General features: G+C 64.9%; 17 protein-coding genes and 1 pseudogene. 12 read left to right on the top strand and 6 right to left on the bottom strand.

The features are described 5' to 3' along the window. Positions 1–64: 64 nt before the first annotated feature. A complete protein-coding gene (locus ACQR1W_RS27335) occupies positions 65–1,237 on the bottom strand; it encodes an isovaleryl-CoA dehydrogenase (protein WP_434853709.1) in 1,173 nt (390 codons plus the stop codon). Positions 1,238–1,465: 228 nt separating this feature from the next. Here ACQR1W_RS27335 and ACQR1W_RS27330 point away from each other — a divergent pair, with 228 nt between their 5' ends. The 5 genes and pseudogenes from ACQR1W_RS27330 to ACQR1W_RS27310 all read left to right on the top strand — a co-directional run bounded on the left by ACQR1W_RS27330 (position 1,466) and on the right by ACQR1W_RS27310 (position 5,923). Further along, on the top strand, positions 1,466–2,734 hold the full coding sequence (locus tag ACQR1W_RS27330; RefSeq protein ID WP_434853708.1) for a cytochrome P450: 1,269 nt from the start codon (positions 1,466–1,468) through the stop codon (positions 2,732–2,734). Between the two features lie 225 nt (positions 2,735–2,959). Beyond that, complete coding sequence (locus ACQR1W_RS27325; RefSeq protein ID WP_434853741.1) at positions 2,960–4,234, top strand: cytochrome P450; 1,275 nt, start codon at positions 2,960–2,962, stop codon at positions 4,232–4,234. Positions 4,235–4,461: 227 nt separating this feature from the next. Then, positions 4,462–4,674: pseudogene (locus ACQR1W_RS27320) on the top strand (PaaI family thioesterase); the annotation flags it as partial. A gap of 122 nt (positions 4,675–4,796) precedes the next feature. Continuing rightward, entirely contained in the window at positions 4,797–5,342 is a 546-nt protein-coding gene (locus tag ACQR1W_RS27315) for a phosphonopyruvate decarboxylase (protein ID WP_434853707.1), read from the top strand. Next, positions 5,342–5,923 carry a thiamine pyrophosphate-dependent enzyme gene (locus tag ACQR1W_RS27310; RefSeq protein WP_434853706.1) on the top strand — a complete coding sequence of 194 codons (582 nt, stop codon included), beginning with the start codon at positions 5,342–5,344 and terminating at the stop codon, positions 5,921–5,923. Before ACQR1W_RS27315 ends, ACQR1W_RS27310 begins: the two co-directional genes overlap by 1 nt. A gap of 122 nt (positions 5,924–6,045) precedes the next feature. Here ACQR1W_RS27310 and ACQR1W_RS27305 read toward each other — a convergent pair whose 3' ends face one another. Further along, on the bottom strand, positions 6,046–6,969 hold the full coding sequence (locus ACQR1W_RS27305) for a LysR substrate-binding domain-containing protein (protein ID WP_434853705.1): 924 nt from the start codon (positions 6,967–6,969) through the stop codon (positions 6,046–6,048). Positions 6,970–7,066: 97 nt separating this feature from the next. Here ACQR1W_RS27305 and ACQR1W_RS27300 point away from each other — a divergent pair, with 97 nt between their 5' ends. From ACQR1W_RS27300 to mdlC, 4 genes are all read left to right on the top strand, one after another. Next, on the top strand, positions 7,067–8,236 hold the full coding sequence (locus ACQR1W_RS27300) for an acyl-CoA dehydrogenase family protein (RefSeq protein ID WP_434853704.1): 1,170 nt from the start codon (positions 7,067–7,069) through the stop codon (positions 8,234–8,236). A gap of 9 nt (positions 8,237–8,245) precedes the next feature. Beyond that, a complete protein-coding gene (locus tag ACQR1W_RS27295; protein WP_434853703.1) occupies positions 8,246–9,361 on the top strand; it encodes a CaiB/BaiF CoA transferase family protein in 1,116 nt (371 codons plus the stop codon). Next, positions 9,361–10,206 carry an FAS1-like dehydratase domain-containing protein gene (locus ACQR1W_RS27290; RefSeq protein ID WP_434853702.1) on the top strand — a complete coding sequence of 282 codons (846 nt, stop codon included), beginning with the start codon at positions 9,361–9,363 and terminating at the stop codon, positions 10,204–10,206. The genes ACQR1W_RS27295 and ACQR1W_RS27290 overlap by 1 nt, the downstream gene beginning before the upstream one ends. A 180-nt stretch (positions 10,207–10,386) precedes the next feature. Continuing rightward, positions 10,387–12,009, top strand: a complete 1,623-nt coding sequence (gene mdlC / locus ACQR1W_RS27285) for a benzoylformate decarboxylase (protein ID WP_434853701.1) — start codon at positions 10,387–10,389, stop codon at positions 12,007–12,009. 269 nt (positions 12,010–12,278) lie between these two features. Here the strand turns inward: mdlC and ACQR1W_RS27280 are convergent, their stop codons facing one another. Beyond that, a complete protein-coding gene (locus tag ACQR1W_RS27280; RefSeq protein ID WP_434853700.1) occupies positions 12,279–13,076 on the bottom strand; it encodes an SDR family NAD(P)-dependent oxidoreductase in 798 nt (265 codons plus the stop codon). An 82-nt stretch (positions 13,077–13,158) separates the two neighbouring features. Here ACQR1W_RS27280 and ACQR1W_RS27275 point away from each other — a divergent pair, with 82 nt between their 5' ends. After that, positions 13,159–13,629: a MarR family winged helix-turn-helix transcriptional regulator gene (locus ACQR1W_RS27275; RefSeq protein WP_434853699.1), complete on the top strand. Its 471-nt coding sequence runs from the start codon at positions 13,159–13,161 to the stop codon at positions 13,627–13,629. A 149-nt stretch (positions 13,630–13,778) separates the two neighbouring features. Here ACQR1W_RS27275 and ACQR1W_RS27270 read toward each other — a convergent pair whose 3' ends face one another. Together ACQR1W_RS27270 and trhA are read right to left on the bottom strand one after the other, a co-directional pair. Then, positions 13,779–14,573, bottom strand: coding sequence for an SDR family oxidoreductase (locus ACQR1W_RS27270; RefSeq protein WP_434853698.1), 795 nt, complete (start codon positions 14,571–14,573; stop codon positions 13,779–13,781). A 23-nt stretch (positions 14,574–14,596) separates the two neighbouring features. Beyond that, a complete protein-coding gene (gene trhA / locus ACQR1W_RS27265; protein ID WP_434853697.1) occupies positions 14,597–15,292 on the bottom strand; it encodes a PAQR family membrane homeostasis protein TrhA in 696 nt (231 codons plus the stop codon). A 180-nt stretch (positions 15,293–15,472) separates the two neighbouring features. Here trhA and ACQR1W_RS27260 point away from each other — a divergent pair, with 180 nt between their 5' ends. Continuing rightward, a complete protein-coding gene (locus ACQR1W_RS27260) occupies positions 15,473–16,939 on the top strand; it encodes a YcjX family protein (protein WP_434853696.1) in 1,467 nt (488 codons plus the stop codon). Then, on the top strand, positions 16,936–17,964 hold the full coding sequence (locus ACQR1W_RS27255) for a YcjF family protein (protein ID WP_434853695.1): 1,029 nt from the start codon (positions 16,936–16,938) through the stop codon (positions 17,962–17,964). The genes ACQR1W_RS27260 and ACQR1W_RS27255 overlap by 4 nt, the downstream gene beginning before the upstream one ends. A gap of 3 nt (positions 17,965–17,967) precedes the next feature. On the opposite strand, the gene ACQR1W_RS27250 is transcribed toward ACQR1W_RS27255, so the two are convergent. After that, positions 17,968–19,506 (bottom strand): glycosyltransferase family 39 protein, encoded by a 1,539-nt coding sequence (locus tag ACQR1W_RS27250; RefSeq protein ID WP_434853740.1) that lies wholly within the window; start codon positions 19,504–19,506, stop codon positions 17,968–17,970. Positions 19,507–19,670: the final 164 nt, after the last annotated feature.

The raw sequence follows: 19,670 nt of genomic DNA, 5'->3' as shown, positions 1-19,670 counted from the left end.
TTTGTCGCCGCGACGACGCCGAGGTTCGACCGCCGAGCCCGTTTTGAGACCGTTTTTGGCGTCGTCAGGCGGTTTTCTCGAACAATTCCCGTCCGATCAGCATGCGGCGAATCTCACTGGTGCCGGCCCCGATCTCGTAGAGCTTGGCGTCGCGGAGCAGCCGCCCGGCCGGGTAGTCATTGATATAGCCATTGCCGCCCAGGAGCTGGATCGCATCCAGCGCGCATTGCGTCGCCTTCTCCGCGGCATAGAGGATCGCGCCGGCCGCATCCTCGCGCGTGGTCTCGCCGCGGTCGCAGGCCTTCGCCACTGCATAGACATAGGCGCGTGAGGCGTTCATCGTCGTGTACATGTCGGCGACCTTGCCTTGCACCAGCTGGAAGGTGCCGATCGGCTGGTCGAACTGCTTGCGCTCGTGCACGTAAGGCAGCACCACGTCCATGCAGGCCTGCATGATGCCGAGCGGACCTGCGGCGAGCACGGCGCGCTCATAATCGAGTCCGCTCATCAGCACGTTGACGCCGCGGCCGACCGCACCCAGCACGTTCTCCTCCGGTACCTCGCAATCCTCGAACACCAGCTCGCAGGTGTCAGAGCCGCGCATGCCGAGCTTGTCGAGCTTCTGTGCCGTCGAGAAACCCTTCATGCCCTTCTCGACGATGAAGGCGGTGATGCCGCGCGGGCCGCTGCCCGGATCGGTCTTGGCATAGATCACCAGCGTCTCAGCAACCGGGCCGTTGGTGATCCACATCTTGCTGCCGTTGAGGACGAAACGGTCGCCCTTTTTGTCGGCGCGCGTCTTCATCGAGACCACGTCCGAGCCGGCCTGCGGCTCCGACATCGCCAGCGATCCGACATGGTCGCCCGAGATCAGCTTGGGCAGATATTTGCGCTTCTGCGCCTCGTTGCCGTTACGGCGGATCTGGTTGATGCAGAGGTTGGAATGGGCGCCGTAGGACAGGCCGACGGCAGCCGAGGCGCGCGAGATCTCCTCCATCGCGATGCAATGCTCGAGATAGCCAAGGCCACTGCCGCCATACTCCTCCTCGACCGTGATGCCGTGCAGGCCGAGCGCGCCGATCTTGGGCCAGAGATCGCGCGGAAACTGGTTGGAGCGGTCGATCTCGGCGGCGCGTGGTGCGATTTCGTTCTGCGAAAAATTGCACACGGTGTCGCGAATCGCATCCGCGGTCTCACCGAGGTCGAAATTGAACATGGCGCGCGTGTTCGGGATCATGTCAGCGGCCTCCCGGCAGTCCTGTTGTGTTACGGCTGTAGCCATATTCCCTGATCCGTGCCTTGTCACGATCGGAAAGCGGCCCAGATGACGGCTACCATGGTGAACGCCGGCCGTCTTCGACCTTTCCCTGAAAGTCGCTCTTGCTCCCACACGCCAAGCGGGATGTAATCCCAGCAAACTGCCCGGCGGGTGTAACCGACCGGTGCAGCCACGAGGGAGACGGCCATGCACGGCACCATCGACCGCGCCGCAGATCGGCACGATGCTGCGCGCGAACGCGCACGATCCTTGCCGCTCGACCAGTTCGATCCCGGCCATCCGGAGCTGTTTCGCACCGATACGCACTGGCCCTATTTCGACCGGCTGCGCCGCGAAGACCCGGTGCATTACTGCAAGGACTCGATGTTCGGGCCCTATTGGTCGGTGACCAGATATAACGACATCATGGAGATCGAGACCAACCACGCGATGTTCTCCTCGGCGGTCGCGCTTGGTGGCATCACCATCCGGGACGTCGCGCCAGACCTGCGCCGCGAAAGCTTCATCGCGATGGACCCGCCGCGTCATGCCGCCCAACGCAAGACCGTGGCGCCGATGTTCACGCCGACCCACCTTGATGAGCTGGCCGTCAATATCCGCAAGCGCTCGGCCGAGTGCCTCGACAACCTGCCGCGTGGCGAGGTGTTCGACTGGGTCGACAAGGTTTCGATCGAATTGACAACGCAGATGCTCGCGGTGCTGTTCGATTTTCCATGGGAAGATCGCCGCAAGCTGACCCGCTGGTCGGATATCGCGACCACGATTCCCGGTCCCGGCGGGCTGGTCGCGAGCGAGGACGAACGGCAGGCGGAACTGATGGATTGCGCGCGCTACTTCTCCCGTCTGTGGAACGAGCGCATCAATGCTCCGCCGAGGAGCGACCTGTTGTCGATGATGGCCCATAGCGAGGCCACGCGCGACATGGACCCGAAGAACTTCCTCGGCAATCTGGTCCTCTTGATCGTGGGTGGCAACGACACTACCCGTAATACGATGTCGGGCAGCATTTATGCGCTGAACCAGAATCCCGACCAGTACCGCAAGCTCAAGGACAACCCGGCGCTGATCGACAGTTTCGTCCCCGAAGTGATCCGCTGGCAGACGCCGCTGGCGCACATGCGCCGGACCGCGCTGGAGGATATCGAGTTCCGCGGCAAGACCATCCGCAAAGGCGACAAGGTCGTGATGTGGTATGTCTCCGGCAACCGCGACGAGGACGCGATCGAGCGCCCCTATGATTTCATCATCGACCGCGTCCGGCCGCGCCAGCATCTGTCGTTCGGCTTCGGCATCCACCGCTGCGTGGGCTTGCGGCTGGCCGAGCTTCAGCTCAAGATCATCTGGGAGGAGATCCTGAAACGCTTCGATCATATCGAGGTGATGGAGGAGCCGAAACGGGTCTATTCCAGCTTCGTCAAGGGTTATGAGACGTTGCCGGTGCGGATCGCGACGTAAGTCGTCTCACCATCGAGATCGTTATGCCCCGCGCAGGCGGGGCATCCAGTATTCGAGAGCCTTGGTTGCTAGAATAGCGGCGTCTCGGCGTACTGGATCGTCCGCTGGAGCCTGTCGTCGGACTCGCCGAAGGCAAGACCCGGTGGCGGACGATGACAGCGGAGAAACATAGCCGCGTCTGAATTGTGGACGCGCTCGGCGCAGCGAATAGGAAAGATGATCACGATGAACGTGCAGACCGCGATCCGTCCCGAACAGGCCGAGCTGCTGCAGCAGGCGCGGCTCGATGCCTATTCCACGCCGCTCGAAGATTTTCATCCGGGCGCGCCCAAGCTGTTCCAGAACGACACGCTGTGGCCCTGGTTCGAGCGATTGCGCAAGGAGGCGCCGGTGCATTACTGCACCAAGGCGCCGATCGAGCCCTACTGGTCGGTAACTCGCTATCACGACATCATGCATGTCGACACCAACCACGCGATCTTCTCCTCCGACGTCAGCCATGGTGGGATCATGATCCGCGATGTCGCGCCCGGCTACGAATGGCCGAGCTTCATTGCCATGGACGAGCCCCGGCACGGCGAGCAGCGCAAGACCGTATCGCCGATGTTCACGCCGGACCATCTCGACGAGCTTGCCGTGCTGATCCGGCAGCGGTCGGCACGCGTGCTGGACTCTTTGCCCCGCAACGAGACCTTCAACTGGGTCGAGAAGGTCTCGATCGAGCTGACCACCCAGATGCTGGCGACCTTGTTCGATTTTCCATTCGAGGAGCGGCGCAAGCTGACGCGCTGGTCCGATGTCTCGACCGCGCTGCCCAAGAGCGGCATCGTCTCGTCCGAGGAGGAACGGCGGCGCGAGCTGGAGGAATGCGCGGCTTATTTCGGCAGGCTGTGGAAGGAGCGCGCCAAGACCGAGCCGCGCAACGACCTCATCTCGATGATGGCGCATAGCGAAGCGACGCGCCACATGACGCCCGACAATCTGATGGGCAATCTGATCCTCTTGATCGTCGGCGGCAACGACACCACCCGCAACACCATGACGGCCTCGGTGCTGGCGCTGAATGAGAACCCGGGCGAATACCAGAAGCTGCGCGACAATCCGGCGCTGATCGAGACCATGGTGCCGGAGGTGATCCGCTGGCAAACGCCGCTGGCGCATATGCGCCGCACCGCTTTGGTCGATACCGAGCTTGGCGGCCAGAGGATCAAGAAAGGCGACCGCGTCGTGATGTGGTACGTCTCCGGCAATCGCGACGAGGAGGTGATCGAGAATCCCGATGCCTTCATCATCGACCGTAAGCGGCCGCGCATTCATCTGTCGTTCGGCTTCGGTATCCATCGCTGCGTCGGCATGCGGCTCGCCGAGCTGCAGCTGCGCATCGTCTGGGAGGAGATCCTGAAGCGCTTCGAGCGTATCGAAGTGGTCGGCGAGCCGAAGCGGGTCTATTCCAGCTTCGTCCGCGGCTACGAGACGCTGCCGGTGCGCATTCCGGGGTGAGATCAGCGGCCATGCCCGGGCTGGATGATCTCGCAAGGATCGTGAACGCCAGTACTTCGCGGCCGCGGCCGGCTTCCGCATCGTTTCGGTCGAACCGGGCAACGCCGAGCTTGCGCTCGCCCGGCGCGACGATCTCCTACAGTTCTTCGGTCATTTTCACCGCGGTGTCATCACCGCCCTTGCCGACCAGGCGGCCGGGGCTGCGGTGACTTCGGCGCTGCCGAAAGGACGGATCGGGGGTTCCCGTCGAGCTAAAGGTGAATTTCCTCAGCCCAGCCGACGGGACCGAGCTGATCACACGCGCCAAGGTCTTTCAGGTGTCCGGCTCGATCGGCGTCGCTGCGGTCGAGGTGTTCTCGAAGAACGAGACATCCGAGCGGCTCTGCGCGTTCGCAACCGCCACCATGCGTGCGCTCGATCTGCCGGCCGAGCTGCGCTGATGCGCGCGGCGCCCATATAATAGCGGCATAGCAGGGTGAACCAGATGCGTAGGGATGCGGGGCGGCTTTTTGGCTAAAGCTGTCGATGCACGCCGTCCGGCGTGACCCGACCGCAGGATGCCATGGCCGACACCGCTCCGAACAACAATGGTCCCGACTGGCCGCTCGACATCTACAATGCCCTGAAAGCCGCCGATGTCGCGCAGATTTGCTACGTGCCGGACGCCGGCCATTCCCGCCTGATCCAGCTTGCCCATGGCGACAGCGCGATCCAGACCACCGTGCTGACCACCGAGGAGGAAGGCGTGGCGCTCTCCGCTGGCGCCTGGCTCGGCGGCCAGCGCGCGGTGCTGTTGATGCAGTCGAGCGGCGTCGGCAATTGCGTCAACATGCTCTCGCTGCTCGCAAGCTGCCGCTTCCCATTCCTCACCTTCGTGACCATGCGCGGCGAATGGGCCGAGTTCAATCCATGGCAAGTGCCGATGGGCAAGGCGACGCCAGCGGCGTTCGAGATCATGGGCGTGACCGTGTTTCGGCTGGAGCGGCCGGAGGACGCTGGCGAGATCGCCGCGGCCGCGGCGACCCTCGCCTACGACAGCGATCAGCCGATCGCGATCTTGATCTCGCAACGCATGATCGGCCGCAAGAAATGGATGGAGACCAAGTGATGGCCGGCTTACTCGATCGCCGCGACGCAGTGAAAACGATCCTCGCGGATCGCGGTGACCTGCTGGTCGTCACCGGCCTCGGCTCGTCGTCCTATGATGTGTTCGATGCCGGCGATCACGATGCCAACTTCTATCTCTGGGGCGCGATGGGCGGTGCCGCAATGGTCGGCCTCGGCCTTGCCCTTGCTCAGCCCAGGCGCCCGGTCGCCATCATCACCGGTGATGGCGAGCAGCTGATGGGGCTCGGCGGCCTCGCCACGATCGGCGCCAAGAAGCCAAAGAACCTGTCGATTGTCGTGCTGGACAACGCGCATTTCGGTGAGACGGGCATGCAGAGAAGCCATTCGGGCCTGGGCGCGCGGCTCGAGCTGATCGCTTCCGGTGCGGGCTTTCCCTCCGTCACCGAGATCAACGACCGCGCCGCGCTCGATGCCTTCCGCCCCAAGCTGCACGACCTCAACGGTCCGCATTTCGCCCGCATCGGGATTTCGACCAATCACGTCGATCGCGCATTGCCGCCGCGCGACGGCGTCTTCCTGAAGAACCGCTTCCGCCAACATCTCGGTCTGCCGGTGAACTAACACTAACAAATATGATTCCAGAATGCTGCTTCCATGAACTCGCTGCACCCTCTCCCCTTGCGGGAGAGGGCGAACTTTCACTGCCGCAGCAGATCGTCCGCTCTCTTGATCCTCAACCCGTCTCAACCGAGCTTGATGTCCCACAATCCTTCGTCACGGCACGCCTTGGTCTCGCTGCGCACCAGCGCGGCGATGGCGGCGGTCGCCGTAGAGCCGGGATGGTCGATGGGCGCCGCCACCAGCAATTCGCGCATCGGCCCTTGGCCGGCGATCGCAGCGGTCTCGAGCCGACCATCTGCGACCTGCTCGCGCAAAGACGACGGCGGCAGCAACGTGAAGCCGAGCCCCGACTCGACGATGCTCGTCAGCACGCGGAAGGAATCCGCCTCGATCTGCACGTCGAGCCGCGTCTTGCGCTTCGCCGCGGCATGCTCGATCAGCGCACGGAGCCCGTGCGAATGACTGGGCAGCACCAGCTTCTGGCGCAACAGCCAGTCCATCTCCACGCGCTTCTTGCGCTTGAGTCCCGAACCGCGCGGGCCTACGGCGACCATGCTGTCGCGACCGAGCACCTGCATCGACAAGTGCAGGTCGGCGGACGGGCCATAGACCACCGCAAGATCCATCTCGCCACGATGCAGCCATTCGGTGAGGTGGCCGCTATAGCTCTCGACGATGCAGAGCGAGATGCCGGGATAGCGCTCGACGGTGCGGCGGGCGAGCCGCGCCGACAACACGTAGCTCACGGTCGGAACCAGACCGAGCACGACGCGGCCCGACGGGCTGCCTGCCTGCGATTGGATGTCATCGCGGATCTGGTCGAGCTGCCGCACGATACCGGCGGTGCGCGCAAGCAGCAGCTTGCCGGCCTCGGTCAGCACCATGCCGCGGCCATTGCGCGTGAACAGCTCCGCGCGCAGCTCGTGCTCCAGCAGCTTGATCTGGCGGCTCAGCGCCGGCTGCGCAATCCGCAGCCGGTCGGAAGCCTTGGACAGGCTGCCGAGTTCGGCCACGCTACTGAACGTCTTGAGCTGGCGGAAATCCATGCTTGCCAATCTTGGAATGCAGGTTCATAGGCTATAACAATTCAGCATAGGGAGACCGCGGGAGTTTCACAACTCTTCAACGCTCGCGGAGAATCGAATGACACAAGAACAACACGAGCAGGACGATTACGCCGACATCCGCGACGCCGTGGCAAAGCTCTGCGCGCAGTTTCCCGGCGAGTATTGGCGCAAGCTCGACCGCGAGATGGCCTACCCGTCCGCCTTCGTCGATGCGCTGACGGAGGCCGGCTACCTCTCGGTGCTGATCCCCGAGGAATATGGTGGCGCCGGGTTGAAGCTCTCCGCGGCGGCTGCGATCCTGGAAGAGATCCAGCGTGCGGGCTGCAACGGCGGCGGCTGCCATGCTCAGATGTACACGATGGGCACCTTGCTGCGTCACGGCAGCGCCGCGCAGAAGGCCAAATGGCTGCCGAAGGTCGCGAGCGGCGAATTGCGCTTACAGGCCTTCGGCGTGACCGAACCGACCTCCGGCACCGATACGTCGTCGCTCAAGACCTTTGCGAAGCGCGACGGCGACAGCTACATCGTCAATGGCCAGAAGATCTGGACCAGCCGCGCCGAATATTCCGACCTGATGATCCTGCTCGCGCGCACCACGCCGAAGGACCAGGCGCAGAAGCGCACCGATGGTCTGTCGGTGTTCATCGTCGACATGCGCGAGGCGAAGCAGGCGGGGCTGGCGATCCGTCCGATCAGAACCATGATGAACCACTCCACCACGGAAGTGTTCTTCACGGACATGCGGGTGCCCGCCGAGAACCTGATCGGCGAGGAAGGCAAGGGCTTTCGTTACATCCTCTCCGGCATGAATGCCGAGCGCATCCTGATCGCGGCCGAATGCGTCGGCGACGCCAAATGGTTCATCACCAAGGCCACCAACTACGCCAAGGAGCGCGTGGTGTTCGGCCGGCCGATCGGCCAGAATCAAGGCATCCAGTTTCCGATCGCCAAGGCCTATGCGTCGATGCGCGCGGCCGAGCTGATGGTGAAGGAGGCCACGCGCAAATACGAGGCCGGGCTCGATTGCGGCGCCGAGGCCAACATGGCCAAGATGCTGGCGGCCGATGCCTCGTTCGAGGCGGCGAACGCCTGCATCCAGACCCATGGCGGCTTCGGTTTCGCCGAAGAATATGATGTCGAGCGCAAGTTCCGCGAGACCCGGCTGTATCAGGTGGCGCCGATCTCGACCAATTTGATCCTGTCCTATGTCGCCGAGCACGTGCTCGGCATGCCGCGTTCTTATTGAGATACGATCATGCTGCCGCTTGAAGGGATCACCGTCATCGCCGTCGAACAGGCGGTCGCCGCGCCGTTCTGCTCGTCGCGCCTGGCGGACGCCGGCGCGCACGTCATCAAGATCGAACGACCCGAAGGCGATTTCGCCCGCGGCTATGACGCCGCGGCCAAGGGCCAGAGCAGCTATTTCGTCTGGCTCAACCGCGGCAAGGATTCGGTCGTGGTCGATCTCGCTACGGAGCACGGCCGCGCCGAGCTGGAGAAGCTGATCGCGGGCGCCGACGTGCTGTTGCAGAACCTCAAGCCGGGCTCGATGGACCGGCTCGGCTTCGCGCGCGAGCGGCTGCGCCGGGATTATCCGAAGCTGATCTGCTGCACCATCTCAGGCTATGGCGACACCGGGCCCTATGCCGATCGCAAGGCCTATGATCTCCTGATCCAGGCCGAGAGCGGGCTCGCCTCGATCACCGGCGGTCCCGACGGTCCGTCGCGCGTGGGGCTGTCGATCGTCGACATCGCGACCGGCGCCACCGCGCATGCAGCAATTCTGGAGGCGCTGATCGGCCGCGGGCGCAGCGGCCAGGGCGCGGATATCCGGATCTCGATGTTCGACGTGATGGCTGACTGGCTCACGGTGCCGCTGCTCAACTCGGAGGCCGGCAATCCGCCCAAGCGGATCGGCCTCGCCCATCCCTCGATCGCGCCTTACGGCGTCTTCACCTCGCAGGACGGCAAGGACATCCTGATCTCGATCCAGAGCGAGCGCGAGTGGAAGACACTCTGTGCCAAGGTGCTGGCACGACCGGAGCTGCCGGACGATCCACGCTTTGCCAACATGGTCGAGCGGGTGCGCAACCGCGCCGAGACCGACAAGATCGTCGCCGACTGCTTCAATGCCATGACCCGCGATGAGCTGCTCGCCAGGCTGACGGCCGCCGACATCGCCTTCGCCGAGGTGAACAGCATGGCCGATCTCGCGGTTCATCCGCATCTGCGCCGGATCGAGGTCGACACACCCAACGGCGTCGTCACCTACCCTGCACCGGCCGCGATCGTGGTCGGCGATGAACGCCACTATGGCGCGGTGCCCGCCGTCGGTGAAAGCGCGTCGTTGTCGCACAAACGGAGGTCGTGATGACCGGCCAGCTCGATCTCGATCATCTCAGACAATGGATCGGCCGCACCGCCGAGGCCTCCGACATCGTCACCGCGCAGCTCACCAAGGGCCTGCGCGCGACGCTGTTCCAGGAGATCGGCGAGCCCGTGACCGGCGAGATCGCGCCCTACACCGTGCATTGGTGCCTCGCGCAGCCGGTGTTTCCGCAAGCCCAGCTCGGGCCTGACGGTCATCCGACGCGCGGCGGCTTCCTGCCGCCGGTGCCGCTGCCGCGGCGGATGTGGGCCGGCGGTCAGCTCCAATTCATCGATCCGCTGCGCGTCGGCGATCTTGCCACGCGGATCTCGCGCATTTCCGACGTCGCACTGAAGAGCGGCTCGACTGGGCAGCTCTGCTTCGTCTCGGTGGAGCATACCATCACGACCCCACGGGGCCCCGCGATCCGCGAGCGCCACGACATCGTCTATCGCGAGCTGGGCGGCGCGCAGGCCGCACCCGCCAAAGCACCGCCTCCGCCGGTGGCAGAACATCGCGAAACCCACATCTCCGATCCCGTGCTGCTGTTCCGCTATTCCGCGCTGACCTTCAACGGCCACCGCATCCATTACGATCGCGACTACGTCACCAAGGTCGAAGGCTATCCGGGGCTGATCTTCCATGGTCCCCTGCAGGCGGCGCTGCTGGTCGAGTTCGCGGCCAAGCTGAAAGGCAAGGTGCCGAAGACATTCAGCTATCGCGGCGTGCAGCCCTTGTTCGAAGGGACCGAATTCTCGGTCAATGCCAACGCGCTCGGCAACGATCTCGAGGTGTGGACCGCGAATGCAGAGCGGCAGCCGACCATGAAGGGCACGGCGACGTGGTGAGATTGGCACGTCCTTCCGGGCGACGCTGCTGATCAACCAGTCCACGTCATTCCGGGACGGTCCGAAGGACCGGGCCCGGAATCTCGAGATTCCTGGTTCGATGTTTCGCATCGCCCCGGAATGACGACAAAGGATATGCAGAATACACGACGATAAAATTTCATACCCCGAGGAATCCCCTTGTCCGGCAAGTCACCCAGAACAAAGTCCGTCACCGTCAAGCAGGCCACGCTCGACCTGCTCCGCGCCTTCGGTATCGACAAGGTGTTCGGCAATCCCGGCTCGACCGAGCTGCCATTCCTGAGCGACTGGCCCGATGATATCGATTATGTGCTGGCGCTGCAGGAGGCGAGCGCGGTCGGCATGGCCGATGGCTATGCACAGGCCAAGCGCAATGCCGGCTTCGTCAATTTGCATTCGGCCGCCGGCGTCGGCAACGCGCTCGGCAACATCTACAACGCCTATCGCAACCAGACCCCGCTCGTGATCACCGCGGGCCAGCAGGCGCGTTCGATCCTGCCGCTGCAGCCGTTTCTGTTCGCCGAGCGAGCCAGCGAGTTCCCGCGACCTTACGTGAAATACAGCGTCGAGCCGGCGCGGGCCGAAGATGTCCCGGCCGCGATCGCCCGCGCCTACTACGTCGCCATGCAGCCACCCTGCGGGCCGACCTTCGTCTCGGTGCCGATCGACGACTGGACGCATCCCGCGCCTAGCGTGATCACAGCCCGCAAGCTCAGCCGTGAGCTCGGCCCCGACCGCCAGGCGATGCAGGAGCTCGCGGCCGCGCTGGCTGCGGCGAAGCATCCGGCGCTGGTGGTTGGCCCCAGCGTCGATCGCGCCTGCTGCGTCGAGCTGATGGTCAAGGTCGCGGAGAAGACCAAGGCGGCGGTGTGGGTCAGCCCGTTCTCGGCGCGCTGCTCGTTTCCCGAACGGCATCCGCAATTCCAGGGCTTCCTGCATGCCTCCCCGGGTCAGCTGTCGGACGCGCTGAAGCCGCATGACCTGGTCGTCGTGATCGGCGCACCGATCTTCACCTTCCATGTCGAGGGCCATGCATCGATCTTCGACGGCGCGACCACGATCTACCAGATCACCGACGACCCTGACGCCGCATCCATGACGCCGATCGGCACCAGCATCATCGCCACCATGACGCCGGCACTCACGACCTTGCTGGAGCTGCTTCCCGAGGTGAAGCGCGCCGCACCAGAGGGCCGCGTCCGGCCGGATGCGCCGAAGGCGGGAGACCCGATCCCGGTCGACTATCTGCTGCATACGCTTTCCAACGCGATGCCTGATGATGCCGCCCTGGTCGAGGAGGCGCCCTCTCATCGGCCGGCAATGCAGAAATTCATGCCGATGCGAGGCCAGGACAGTTTCTACACGATGGCGAGCGGCGGCCTGGGCTACAGCCTGCCGGCATCGGTGGGCATGGCGCTGGGACAGCCACAGCGGCGCACCGTCTGCCTGATCGGCGATGGCTCCGCGATGTATTCGATCCAGGCGCTGTGGACCGCCGCCCAGCGCAAGCTGCCGCTCACCGTCGTTATCATCAACAATGCGGGCTACGGCGCGATGCGCTCGTTCAGCCAGGTCATGCAGGTGCGCAACGTGCCGGGCCTCGATCTGCCCGGGCTCGACTTTGTCAAGCTCGCCGAGGGCATGGGCTGCGATGCCGTGCGCGTGACCAGATCATCCGAGCTGCCGTCGGCGTTGTCGCGCAGCCTGTCGCATCATGGCGCCAGCCTGCTCGAGGTGATGGTCGATTCCGCCGTGCCGCTGCTCTACGCGCAGAAGCATTGAAGTTTGGTCCTGCCCTGTTGCACGAAGCTTGGTCCGCAGCACGCTGCACCCTCTCCCCCTGTGTGGGAGAGGGCGGTTTCGAACGCGCGGCGATGCGACAGCATCGTCCGCCGAGTGAGAAACCGGGTGAGGGGTCTTCTCCGCACCCGTACGAGCGGATAGAGACCCCTCACCCGCCTTCGATGCTGCGCATCTCAGGCACCCTCTCCCACAAGGAGAGGGTGCACCGCCGTGGTCGAAACAACGAATGTTTGCCGTCCGTTGCCGAACTACGACGCCAGAAATCCGCCATCCGCCGCCAGCACATGGCCGACCACGTAGGACGATGCGTCCGACGCCAGCCAGACCACGGCCTCGGCGATGTCCTCCGGCTCGCCCGTCCGGCGCAGTGGCAGGCCTGCGGCAACCGTTGCGACGTCGCCGACGCCGGCGCGCAGCATCATGTCGGTGACGACGCGGCCGGGCGCGATCGCGTTGATTCTGACGCCGCGCGGCGCCGCTTCCATCGCGGCTGAGCGCGTCAGCGAAATCACCGCGGCCTTGGACGCGGAATAGAGCGATAGACCGATATTCGGGTTGCGCACGCCGCTGACGGAGGCGTTAATAACGATGCGTCCCTGTCCCCGTGCAAACATCGCAGCCATTTGCACGCGCAGACAGAGGAACAGCGAGCGCACGTTGGTGTCGAACACCGAATCGTAGACCGCAACGTCCTGCTGCTCGAGCGGTGCCCGGCGCTCCTGGTAGCCCGCATTGTTGAAGGCGACATCGAGCCGGCCATAGCGGTCGAGCGCGGTCTGCACCAGATGCTCGACCTCGTCCGGGCGCGTCACGTCGATGCGCAGGACGACCGCATCCGAACCGATACTTCGGCATTGCGCCGCGGTCGCTTCCAGCTCGGCCTCACGTCGCCCCGCGATCAGCACGGCCTCGGCGCCTTCGGCGGCCATCTTCAGCGCGGTGGCGCGCCCGATCCCGGTGCCGCCGCCGGTGACGAGGCAGACCTGCCCTTGCATCCGGTTGCCCGACGAGCCTCGCGGCTCATTCGCGTGCACGACGTCGTTCATGCGCAGCCCTCCGGATGCAAGGCAAACGCCTCGTTGCGTTCGCATATAGTTGTATGATACAACTATATGCGGGGGAGTCAAGATGAACGAACTAGATCTCGACCAGATCGACGATATCCGCGCCGCCTCGCGGCTGATGGTGCGCGAACTTGGCTTCATGGAGGCCACCGTCGCCGCCACCGACTACCCGCCCTCGGCGGTCCACACCATCCTGGAGATCGGCATCCGCGGCCCGCTGACGGCGATGCAGCTCGGCGAGATCCTGCATCTGGAGAAATCCAGCGTCAGCCGCATGGTTCGCAAGCTGATCGAGAGCGGCGAGTTGAATGAGGCCGTCGACCCGGACGACGCACGGATCAAGCCGCTATCCCTGACCGCAAAGGGCCGCCGCACGCTGGCCGCGCTGCATGCGTTCGGCCGCCATCAGGTCGCAGGCGCACTGGCGCCGCTATCGGAGCGGGAACGGCGCACCGTCCGCGAAGGCCTGCTGCTCTATGCGCGCGCGCTGAAGGCGTGGCGCACGGCGGAGGAGGAGATGGACTCTTTGGCGTAATTGCGGGGAGGCCCAGCTCTCGATGTCATGCCCCGCGCAAGCGGGGCATCCAGTACGCCGCGGCGCCTCGGTCAAAAGCGACCGTCTCTGAATACTGGGTCCCCCGGTCAAGCCGGGGGACGACAGCGAAGAAGATCGTGACATCCCGCCTACTTCGAAAACTCCTCCCGCATCTTGGCCTGGATCTTGGCCATGCCGGCGATCCAGCGGTCGTAGTTCTCGGTCTTGTTGCGCATATAGTTCAGCACCTGCGGATGCGGCAGGATCAGGAATGTCTCGGCCTCGATGCCCTTCAGCACGTCCTGTGCAACCTGCTCGGGCGACAGGTCGCCGTCGCCGGATTGCGGGCCCTTCGGGATCGAGCGCAGCATGTCGGTGTCGACGCCCTGCGGACACAGGATCGAGACCTTGATATTATCGGCCTTGTGCGAGATCGCGAGATTTTCGGCGAAGCCCACCGCGGCGTGCTTGGTGGTCGAATAAGGCGCGCTGCCGACCTGCGAGAGCAGGCCCGCCGCCGAGATCGTGTTGAGGAAATAGCCGCCGCCGCGCGCTTTGTAGCGCGGGACCAGATGACGGGCAGCGTAGACATGGGCCATCACATGGATCGCCCAGCTCCGCATCCACGGCTCGTCGGAGCTGCCGCCGACATTGACCGAAAGCGGATCGAAGCCGCCGCCGATGCCGGCATTGGAGCAAAACAGCGAGATCGGCCCGAACTGGCGCTCGGTCTCGTCGATCACATGAAGTATATCCTTCTCCTGCGCGACGTCGCATTTGAAGGCAGCGCCGTTGATGCCCGCGGCCACAACGCGCGCAGCAGCTCCGTCGAGATCGGCCACCACCACTTTGGCCGCACCTGCGCGGGCAAAGGCCTCGCACAGCGCCTTGCCGATCCCGCGGGCCCCGCCGGTGACCACCACGTTTTTGCCGGTCACCTGCATGTCTCGCTCCTGTTTGCGCTGTGTTATGTCAGAACCAGATCGAGCACCGCGGTATAGTGGCAGCCGGCGCCGAGCAGCACAAAACAATGCCAGATCACGTTCTGGAAGCGCAAGCGCCGCCAGGAGTGGAAGATGACGCCGAGGCTGTAGAGGATACCGCCCGCGAGCACGCAGCCGAGCACGGTCTTGGGCAGGATGCCGATCACCTGATCATACATCATGGCCCCGCTCCAGCCGAGGGCGAGATAGAGCCCGACGGCCAGCGCATCGAATCGCCCCGGCCAGCGCAGCTTCAGGACGATGCCGAAGATCGCCACACCCCAGACACCGACAAGCATCGCGATCGCGAGCACGCCATTTTGCATTGCGGCGATAAACGGCGTGTAGGTCGCGGCGATCAGCACATAGATCGCCGAATGGTCGAAGCGGCGCAGCACCCATTTGGTCGGCGACACCGGCCACAGATTATAGGTCGCCGACAGCACCAGCATCGACAACAGGCCCGCGACATAGACCGACACCACGACGATATCGAGCGCACGCGCGTAGATCGCCGTCAGCACGACCAGGACGGTCGCGGCGACCAGGCCGCTGCTGACGCCGATTGCGTGCACCACGCCGTCGGCAATCAGTTCGACCTTGTCGTAATTCCACCGGATCGCGCCGGTGGCGGCGTGCACGGAGGTCGAGGCGAACTGCTTCAGTTTGAACACGGACATACGGAACCCGTCGCAAGTCTTCGGTTGTGACAACTATATGAGTGCCAGATGGTCAACGATCCGTTCAACCCCCGTCTTACCCGGAAACGCGCCGGAAATGTGAGCTTGAATTGGCCGTTCAAATCGCCACTTTTCACAAGTCGTTCACACGGTTTTTAACCACAGATTTACGTCTCCCGCATGGCCGCCAGTTTGTCCGGAATCGTCGAGGAAGCGCGGCTGTCGGCCCGTGCATTGCGTGACTATGGCGAGAGCCTGTTCAACCCGACGGTCCGGCTCGGCGTCACCGGATTATCACGGGCCGGCAAGACGGTGTTCATCACCGCGCTGATCCACGGGCTGATCCGGGGCGGTCGTTTTCCGGTGTTCGAGGCGTTCGCGTCCGGCCGCATCGCCCGGGCGCAGCTTTCGCCGCAGCCCGACGATGGCGTGCCGCGGTTTGCCTATGAGACCCACGTGCGCGCCCTGGTCGAGGAGCGGCGCTGGCCGAGCTCGACGGTCGACATCAGCGAGCTCAGGCTGGTCATCGACTACCAGCGCCCGAACGGCGCCGAGCGGACGCTGACGCTCGATATCGTCGATTATCCCGGCGAGTGGCTGCTCGACCTGCCGCTGCTCGACAAGAGCTACGAGCAATGGGCCCGCGAGAGCGTCGCTTTGTCGCGGGAGGCGCCGCGCGCGCATCTGGCCCGGGACTGGCACGCCCACCTCGGCATGCTCTCGGCCGAGGCACCTGCGGACGAGCAGGTGACGCTCAGGGCTGCGCAATTGTTCACCGACTATCTGCGCGCCTGCCGCGACGAACGTTTTGCGATGAGCCTGCTGCCGCCCGGCCGTTTCCTGATGCCCGGCAATCTCGCGGGCTCTCCCGCCCTCACCTTCGCGCCGCTCGATCTGCCTGCGGAGGGCAGCGCCAAGGACGGCTCGCTCTGGGCCATGATGCGCCGCCGTTACGAGGCCTATAAGGACATCGTCGTCAGGCCGTTCTTTCGCGATCACTTCGCGCGCCTCGACCGGCAGATTGTGCTGGTTGACGCGCTGGCCGCATTCAATGCCGGGCCCGAGGCGCTGCATGATCTGGAAGCCGCGTTGTCCGGAATTCTCACCTGCTTCCGCGTCGGACGCAGCACGCTGCTCTCGGCGCTGTTCCGGCCGCGCATCGATCGCATCCTGTTCGCTGCGACCAAGGCCGACCATCTGCATCACACCAGCCACGACCGGCTGGAAGCGGTGCTGCGGCGTGCCGTCGATCAGGCGGTCGCCCACGCCGAGAGCACCGGGGCCATGATCGACGTCGTTGCGCTCGCCGCGGTCAGGGCCACGCGCGAGGCCATGGTTGCGCGGGGCCGCGACAAGCTGCCCTCGCTGCTCGGCGTGCCGGCGGCTGGCGAGAGCGCCAATGGCGAAATCTTCGACGGCAACACCGAGGTTGCGACCTTTCCCGGCGACCTGCCTGACGACGCCGCGGCGCTGTTCAACGGGGCAGAAGCGTTCCGCGGGCTCTCCAGCAATGCGGCCGAAGCCACCGATTTCCGTTTTCTGCGTTTCCGGCCGCCGCTGCTCGAAAGCAATGGCGGCGAACCGACGCTTCCCCATATCCGCCTCGACCGTGCACTTCAGTTCCTGATCGGAGACCGACTGCTATGAGCGAGCGATCCAAGCAGCGCCGCCCCGCAACCTTCCGGCTCGACGATCCCGGTGTCGTCGTGGTCGACAGTGATGACTCCGGGCGGCCGGCACGTGGCACCGTGCAGATCACGCCCGAAATCGAGCCGGTCCAATTGCCTGTTGCGCTCGATGTGCCGGTCCTGGAGCGACGCGGCTTCCGCTGGGGCGCCCTGTTCTGGACCTCGGTCGCCGGTCTCGTGCTCTTGGGCTTGGGACTGAGCGTCACCCATCTGATCGAGGATCTGTTCGCCCGCAGCGAAGGGCTTGGCTATCTCGGCGCCGCGCTTGCGGCTGCAGCCGCGGTCGCATTGGCCGCGGTGATCGCGCGCGAGATCTATGGCTTGGCCCGGCTTGCGACCATCGAGCGACTGCACCGGCGCGCCAGCGAGGTGCTGCTGTCGGACGATCGCGCCGAGAGCCGCGCCGTCGTCACTGATCTCCTGAGGATCGCCCATCAGAACCCGCGGCTCGCCCGCGCCCGCGCCGCGCTGACCAGCCACACTGACGAGATCATCGATGGCGCCGATATGATCAAGCTCGCCGAACGCGAGCTGATGACCCCGCTCGATGCCGAAGCGCGCCGGCTGGTCTCGGTGGCGGCGCAGCGGGTCTCGGTGGTCACGGCCGTGTCGCCGCGCGCGCTCATCGACGTGCTGTTCGTATTCGTCGCCTCGCTGCGGATGATCCGGCAGTTGGCGCGGCTCTATGGCGGCCGGCCCGGCGCGCTCGGCATGATCAGCCTGTTACGCCATGTCATCGCCCATCTCGCCATCACCGGCGGCATGGCCGCAAGCGACAGCCTGATCCAGCAGGTGCTCGGCCACGGCATCGCAGCCAAACTGTCGCAGCGGCTCGGCGAAGGCGTGCTCAACGGACTCTTGACCGCGCGGCTCGGCCTAGCCGCGATCGACGTCACCCGCCCCCTGCCCTTCACCTCCCTGCCGCGCCCAGTGCTCGCCGATCTCGCCAAGGATCTGCTGCGCAAGCGCGAGGAGGAGGAATGATGCTCAGCCGCTTGCGACGTGATCAAACTCGCCGGCGAGCCAGCGCCATTGATAGAACAGCGAGTCCGGCGGCGGCGCCAGCTCGGGCGTCCAGCCGGTCAACTTCTCCAGCGCATAGGTATCCATGACCACGCCGCGCCACGTCCGCTGCACCCGCTCGAGCGGCTCTCGCTTTGCGGTGGTCTCGGCCCAGATCGCCCCGGTATTGTCCGGCTCGCGCCCGACATAGAGTCCAGTATGTCCCGCAATCTGGTTCATGCCGGGATCGCGAAAGCCTTGAAAGCGGGCGCGCTCATTGATCTGAACCACCGGCACGCGGCCGTTGAAGAACCAGCGCAGCATCGCATAGGTACGGTAGTCCGTGGTCGCGATCCAGCTCGCGCCGGTCGTTTTCAATTCCGCTTCCGCGCGCGCCACCACCTGCTCATAGCCGGCTTCGCCGCCGATCGGATCGGCCCTGCCGATCAGATTCCACGGCGCCACCGTGTAGTAGAGAAAGATCAGCACGACCATCGCGACGCCGGTCACGATCGCGGTCCGCGCCCAATAAACCGTGGAGCGGATCATCCACGCCGGCCAGGCCTCGCGCGGCAGCACGACGATGTTGATGGCCACAGTCGCAAAGCCGATCGGCCACATGAACATCGGCCAGGTGTCGCCGATCCGCAAGGTCAGCGACTTCCAGAGGAAGTACAGGAATGGGACCAGGACCGCGGTCGACAGCAGGATCGCAACCGGCTCGCGCCTGCGATAGCCGCGCCATGCGGTGAGGATCAGCGCGGACAGCGTCACCGGCAGCAAAACGAAACCGACCAGCCCAAACTGCAGGCCGATATAATCGCCCACCGTGCGCAGAGAGACATCATGCGGCGCGGTGGCGCGCACAAGCTGGAATTTGACCGAGGCCCAGTCGTGCTGCGCGTTCCAGATCAGGACCGGCGAGAACACGGCAAGTGCAATCAGCGCTGCGATCCATGGATACGGACTCGCGAGCCAGCGGCCGCGCCAATCCGGGACCAGGAGAAAGGCCGCGACAGCCGGCAGCAGCAGCACGACGGTGAATTTCGACAGCAGCGCAAGACCGCCGAACAGGCCCGCGGCAAGCCACCATCGGCCATCCTTGGTTTCGACCAGCCGCACCAACGCCCAGATCATCGCGAGCGCAAACGGGATCGCGGCGATGTCGGGCGCGACCTTGGCCATCAACAGGCCGTAATAGAGCGCAGCTTCCGGCAGCAGCACCGCAAGCACGACCGCGCGCGCATTGTGCGTGACGCGGCGGACGATGTCGGCGAGCAGCAATTGGCTCGCGGCCATTGCCAGGATACCAGCGAAGCGGACGCCGAAATTGGTGTCGCCGAAGATTGCCGTCCCCAGCCGGATGAACCAGGCGATGACCGGCGGGTGATCGAGGAAGCAGAGCTGCGGCAGCTCCTTCGACCAGGTCCAGTAGTAGGCCTCGTCGGTGCGCAGGTCGAGCGCACCGGCGTAGACGATACGGATCACGGTCATGACTGCAATCACGACAGCCGCGATCAGCATTGGCCGGCGCGCCGGGCTGCCGGACATCAGGTTTGCGGATTTGGGGGAGGACATGGTCACGGCGCGCTTTTCCCCGACTCCTCCCGCCAAGTCAACGCTGGCGGCCTGGGGCGCGAGTCCCGCATCGGCGACGATCGCGCAGGCTCGTTTGCGTCGCATGATCA

The sequence above is a fragment of the Bradyrhizobium sp. HKCCYLS1011 genome (assembly GCF_051167795.1).
GTDB lineage: Bacteria > Pseudomonadota > Alphaproteobacteria > Rhizobiales > Xanthobacteraceae > Bradyrhizobium.
The sequence above is the reverse complement of the archived record's forward strand: the minus strand, read 5'-3'. Positions and strand labels throughout refer to the sequence as shown.